Origin of the sequence: Tepidanaerobacter sp. EBM-38 (assembly GCA_001896545.1) — a bacterium.
Taxonomy (GTDB): Bacteria; Bacillota; Thermosediminibacteria; order Thermosediminibacterales; family Tepidanaerobacteraceae; genus Tepidanaerobacter.
In genome coordinates, this window is sequence record MPOT01000069.1 from 1 (window position 1) to 5735 (window position 5735).

General features: G+C 37.6%; 7 protein-coding genes. All 7 read left to right on the forward strand.

Features of this window, described 5'->3' with window-relative positions; all coding sequences use genetic code 11:
• A partial coding sequence (locus BUC45_RS08055) for a N(4)-(beta-N-acetylglucosaminyl)-L-asparaginase (RefSeq protein WP_296971494.1) occupies positions 1–907 on the forward strand: 907 nt, incomplete at its 5' end.
• 36 nt (positions 908–943) lie between these two features.
• A complete protein-coding gene (locus BUC45_RS08060; RefSeq protein WP_296971496.1) occupies positions 944–1264 on the forward strand; it encodes a PTS lactose/cellobiose transporter subunit IIA in 321 nt (106 codons plus the stop codon).
• A gap of 188 nt (positions 1265–1452) precedes the next feature.
• On the forward strand, positions 1453–1836 hold the full coding sequence (gene tsaA, locus BUC45_RS08065) for a tRNA (N6-threonylcarbamoyladenosine(37)-N6)-methyltransferase TrmO (protein ID WP_013779284.1): 384 nt from the start codon (positions 1453–1455) through the stop codon (positions 1834–1836).
• 263 nt (positions 1837–2099) lie between these two features.
• Positions 2100–2576, forward strand: coding sequence for a GGDEF domain-containing protein (locus BUC45_RS08070; RefSeq protein WP_296971504.1), 477 nt, complete (start codon positions 2100–2102; stop codon positions 2574–2576).
• Between the two features lie 220 nt (positions 2577–2796).
• Positions 2797–3156, forward strand: a complete 360-nt coding sequence (locus BUC45_RS08075) for a BlaI/MecI/CopY family transcriptional regulator (protein WP_296971498.1) — start codon at positions 2797–2799, stop codon at positions 3154–3156.
• On the forward strand, positions 3153–4919 hold the full coding sequence (locus BUC45_RS08080) for a M56 family metallopeptidase (RefSeq protein ID WP_296971500.1): 1767 nt from the start codon (positions 3153–3155) through the stop codon (positions 4917–4919). The genes BUC45_RS08075 and BUC45_RS08080 overlap by 4 nt, the downstream gene beginning before the upstream one ends.
• 309 nt (positions 4920–5228) lie before the next feature.
• Positions 5229–5666 carry a metalloregulator ArsR/SmtB family transcription factor gene (locus BUC45_RS08085; protein ID WP_296971502.1) on the forward strand — a complete coding sequence of 146 codons (438 nt, stop codon included), beginning with the start codon at positions 5229–5231 and terminating at the stop codon, positions 5664–5666.
• Positions 5667–5735: the final 69 nt, after the last annotated feature.

Below are 5735 nucleotides of genomic sequence, written 5' to 3' on the forward strand. Positions count from 1 at the left end.
ATCAGCAAAGCTGCTTTCCGGCGGAGGAAGTTCAGGAGATGCCATTGAAACAGCTATAAAGATGGTAGAAGATTTCCCTTACTATAAATCTGTTGGATACGGCGGTCTGCCCAATGAAAACGGGGAAGTTGAACTCGATGCGGCATATATGGATGGTGATAGTTTATCCATTGGAGCTGTTGCCGGGATTAAAGATTTTAAGAATCCTATCAGCATAGCCAGAAAGTTGAGCGAAGAAAGATTTAATTCATTTTTGGTAGGATACGGAGCAGAGGAATATGCTCATAAAAATGGATTCGAAAGGATGAATATGCTTACTGAAAGAGCCATTATCCATTATAAAAACAGATTAAAAGAAACAATAGATAAGGGACTGAGCCCCTACGACGGTCATGACACTGTAGGAATGATTGCTCTTGACTTGGCCAATTCTATGGCAAGCGGTACGTCTACAAGCGGCCTTTTTATGAAGAAAAGAGGAAGGGTAGGGGATTCTCCTTTATCAGGCTCGGGTTTCTATGTAGACAGCAGGATAGGAGGGGCCACTGCCACGGGCCTGGGAGAAGATATAATGAAAGGCTGTATCTCTTATGAAATAGTCAGGTTGATGAAGGATGGTTATGCCCCTCAAGAGGCGGCAGATAAGGCCGTCTTCGAACTTACTAATCTGCTTATAAGCAGAAGACAAAAGGCGGGAGATATATCTGTAGTTTGCCTCAACAATAAAGGAGAGTTTGGCGCTGCTACAAATATTAAAGAGTTTTCCTTTGTGGTAGCTACCGAAAAATTGCCGCCAACTGTTTATACGTGTACTGTCGAAAACAACAAAACGATTTATCAAGTGGCTAGCGAAGAATGGATGAATAATTATATGAAGACAAGGACAGCTCCTTTAAAATTAAAATAATAATTGATACAACAGATATAGAAAGATGGTGGACATATGGAAGGTATGGAATTATTAAATTTTCAAATGATAAGCAATGTCGGAGATGCGAAATCATTTCTGTTTAAAGCTTTAAAAGCTGCTAGGGAAGAAGACTTTGAAGCAGCAGAGAAGCTTATTGAAAGTGCAGACGAAAGTCTGTTAAAAGCCCATGAGATACATAGAGAGTTGCTGCAACAGGAAACTCAAGAGCCAATTGAGCTATCTCTTTTATTGATGCATGCTGAAGACCAAATGATGTCGACGGAATTGTTAAGGGATATTACCAATGAGATGCTATTAGTTCATAAAAAGTATTCGGGAGATGATAAAAAATAAGGGAAGACCTTAATTTCTTTCATCATGGTAATTTAACTTAGTTGAGTAAACCGGACAGTTGCTAATCGTTAATACAGTAAAGACGGCTGGATGCAGCCGTCTTGCAGTGCCTCGTCTGATGTTTAACAACATAGCAGAATACGAACACAGGCACAGATAAAATATGTTGCACAAAAAGGAGGAAATCAATGGAGATTTTAATGAAACCTATCGGCTATATCCGATCGCCTTATAAAGATAAGACTGCCGCTGCCAAACAAAGTACACTCTCACAAGGAACGACAGCTGTTATTGAGATATTGGATGAGTATGTGGAAGGCATAGCTGACATTAAGGAAGGGGAATACGGCGTCGTATTGTTCTACTTTCACAAATCCGAAGGCTATAAACTAACGACACTGTCCCGCAAAAGCAATAAAATTATGGGCGTGTTTTCTACAAGATCTCCCAACCGTCCAAACGGCATAGGAATGTCTATTGTCCGATTTATTAAAAAAGAAAATAACCGGCTGATTTTTGAAGGAGTAGATATGCTGGATGGCACCCCCGTGCTTGATATTAAGCCTTGCTGACCTTTACTTTATTACTATTTCACCTCTGTCATAAAAATATAGAAAGAAAGTGGATTTTATGAGCACCTCGAAGTAGACAATTTTACTTTCGAGGTGCTTTTTTATATGCATGAAACTTACCATTTTTTACCTATAACTTAACAAAATACAAAAAAGATGGTAATTAATATAATAGTTGTAGACACTAATTGACACTAGTTTATGGGAAGAATGAAATTTTGTGCTAAAAAATAGGCTATTGCACAACAACTAAAAAATTATACATATTTACATATCAGGATGAATTGACTAATTTATGGAATAGGCGATATTTATACACTAGACTCAAAGATGAAATGAAGAGATTGAAACAAAATAAAGTCTTATCACTTGCTATTATAGATATAGATAATTTTAAGCGTATAAATGATACTTTCGGCCATTTATTCGGGGATAAAGTATTAATAGAAATGGCCTGCATATTACAAAAAAACCTTCGTAAGAATGATATTGTTGCCAGATGGGGCGGAGAGGAATTCATAATAGTTTTGCCGAAAACCGATGTAAAAGGAGCAAAAATAGTTTTTGAGAGGATAAGAAAAATAATAGAAAACTATGATTTTGGATGCAAAATTACTGTATCCGGAGGAATTGCTTTTGTCGGGGAAGATATAGAGGTAGACAAGCTAATAGGTATGGCTGATGAGGCGCTTTATGAGGCTAAAAGAAGAAAAAACTTGATAGCCGTATATGGCGAATAACCGAGTTTGATGGTTTTAAAACATAAGTACAGACATCATGCGGGTTTGCTGAGACGCAAAAAGCAAATTCGTCACTACGAAATAACTCTTCAATTTTCCGATAGATTTAATAAGTCTGGAGTAAGAAGATATAAAATATCTTCTTGACAATATTGGTCTATTGTAATAGACTATATCTGAAAAAGGTTTATAACAATAAACCAACAAGGAGGTTTGACTTATGAGCAAACTAAAACTTTTTGACGCAGAATACAAACTCATGGATATTATTTGGGAACATGAGCCGATAAATTCCACTGAACTTACAAAGATATGCAGACAAAAATTGGGTTGGAAAAAATCTACCACTTATACGATGATAAGAAAACTTGCCGAGCGAGATATCTTGAGAAATGAAAATGCCACAGTTACTGCTATGGTGAAGCGGGAAGATGTCCAAAAATATGAAAGTGAAGCACTTTTGGAAGATAAATTCAATGGCTCGCTTCCTGCATTTCTTGCAGCCTTTTTACAGGATAAGAAGCTTTCAAAAAAAGAAGCCGAAGAGATACAAAAAATGATTGAGGAGGCGACGAAGTGAGTAAACTCTTTATTACTGTCTTAAATATGAGCATTACTGCAAGCTTTGCGGCATTAATCGTAATTTTTGCCCGAATATTGCTTAGAAAATCGCCGAAGATTTTTTCTTATGCACTTTGGGCGGTAGTGTGGTTTCGCCTCATATGTCCCGTGTCTTTTGAAAGCGCTTTGAGCCTCTTGCCTGCCAAAAACCAGATACCACGCAATATCACAGGTTTAACAAATCCGAACGGATTTACATCAGATATGGCAGGCGGCGCGATAAATCAAGCCCTAGAACCGGCTTTGACAGCAACAAACCTCGCATCAAGTGCAAATCCTATGGGTGTAGTAGTAAAAATCGCTGCAGCTGTCTGGCTGATTGGAGTCGCTGTAATTTTATGCTATAGCGTCATATCTTATTTGAAACTGAAAAGCAGTATCTCCACTGCAACTTTTTGCAAAGATAATATATTCGAAACAGACCGGATACAAACTCCTTTTGTTCTGGGAGTTTTTCAGCCGCGAATTTTTATTCCCACAGGACTTGAGCAAAAAGAGTTAGACTATATCTTGAAACATGAGCAGACACATATAAGGCGAAAAGATCACATTATAAAACCTGTTGCTTTCTTTGTTACGGCATTGCATTGGTTTAATCCTGTAGTATGGATTTGCTATTTCCTTATGTCAAAGGATATGGAAATGTCCTGCGATGAAGAGGTAATCAGACAGTCAAAGGAAGACATAAGGGAAACCTACGCCCGCTTGCTGCTTTCCCTTTCAATGAAACAATCGGGCATTTTGGCTCCGCTCGCCTTTGGGGAAAGCAATGTTAAAGGGCGCATAAAAAATATATTAAATTACAAAAAACCTGTGTTCTGGGTTATATGCTCCGCCTGCATTTTAGTTGGAGTGATATCTATTGTGCTTGCGGCAAATCCTTTAAACAAACCTCAAAATATATCTTTAACATCAGCCGAGAAATTCTTAGAATATAAGACGGAGTATGTAGGCGATGCATCAAAGGTCGGCAATATAATAAGGCTATTAAAGTTTCCGGAAAAGGTAAAATATGACCACTTTGAACTTTACACAGACAATGTTCCTTATGGTATGACTGTGTATTTAAAAACTGATACAAAGACAAAAAATTACTATGCCGAAGCCATAAATCAAGGGCCTTTCAAGAAAAATGCGATTATAATGTTTTCCCTTATAGAAAATGCTGATTATATAAATTTTGACTTAAATGATGGGGAAAACAGCTATATCATAAAATATACAAGAGATCAGGCAAATACGAATATAGGAAAAGATGTAAGGGAATTTTCAGGGGATAAAAACAAATTTTCACGGTTCCTAAAAATGCTAGATGATATGGAAAAAAATAACTTTAACCCTGTGGTAAGTTTTGCGTGGGAAGTAGTAAACAGGGATATCAAATACTATGAGGAAGATTCTAAAGTAAAAATTGTTGACAGCAAAATAACTCGTTTGGAACTTGTTGAAAGCTTTAATGACTTGACAGATGAGACCATTGATGTATATGCGTTGGAATATCGCCTGCTTCCGGAGGATTTAAGCAAAGTAGTTTTGGCAGGCGGCATGGATGTAGACGAAAACGGCTGGCTCAAGGAGACCAACAGCATGGGAAGTCCCCTACTGGTAGTATCTCGAGATAACGGCAATATGAAATTTATTGGAATAGTTATGAGTGGGACTGCAACGGAAGAGGGCGGCTTGAAAACAGCTGTAAAAGGACTGTTGGAGAAAAAACAATAAAAAATCATACTTTTTCACAACAACTTTATGACTGAAACATAAAGCCTGAATACCTGTAAAGGCGTGGTGTTCAGGCTTTTTTTCACATGTTTTTGTGTAAAAGTTTAGATGTATAATATTTGACTTTATATGCTGGCTGCCGGCGAAATGCCCCCCTCTAAGCTCAAGACCCAAAAGCGCAAACCTTAACCGACAAAAACCGTCTTTATATTTCTATTTTATAGACTAATTAAGCATTGACTTAATCAAAAAACAGCGCTACAATTTTAATTAGGTATTTACTTAATTAAAATGGGAAGGTGGTAGCTTATGGATGTATTAGTTGTGCTAAAGGCTTTAGGTGATGAGACAAGACTTAAAATTATCGAGATTCTTTTGGAGTACAACTACTGTGTCAGAACTTTGGCTGAGGAACTGGGGATTTCGGAAGCTGCTGTATCTCAGCATTTAAAAGTGTTAAAAGAGGCAGGTCTGCTTGAAGGCGAAAGACGAGGCTATTATATGCACTATGATGTAAATCGAGATGTTCTACATAAGCTTGCATCAAAAATTGAAGAATTAGCCGCTATCCAGCGAAAGCCCTGCAATTTTAAAGAAAAAGAAGACTGCAATCACAACGAAAAACAACAATGCCATATGCAAAAAACCGGGCAGGAGTGTTCCGAGAAGGTTCGGTTTTTCTGCCACGGCAGCAGTAAAAAAGAAGGCGGAAAACAAGATGCCAATCATAACTGTCACGAATCTTAAAAAGATGTTTGGAGAAGTTTGCGCGGTAAATGATATTTCCTTTGAGATAGATGAAGGGGAAATATTTGG

What these genes read in the sequence shown, in the direction of transcription:
- BUC45_RS08060 (WP_296971496.1), top strand. Translation starts at nt 944, where the DNA reads ATGGAAGGTATGGAATTATTAAATTTTCAAATGATAAGCAATGTCGGA.
- tsaA (WP_013779284.1), top strand. Translation starts at nt 1,453, where the DNA reads ATGGAGATTTTAATGAAACCTATCGGCTATATCCGATCGCCTTATAAA.
- BUC45_RS08075 (WP_296971498.1), top strand. Translation starts at nt 2,797, where the DNA reads ATGAGCAAACTAAAACTTTTTGACGCAGAATACAAACTCATGGATATT.
- BUC45_RS08085 (WP_296971502.1), top strand. Translation starts at nt 5,229, where the DNA reads ATGGATGTATTAGTTGTGCTAAAGGCTTTAGGTGATGAGACAAGACTT.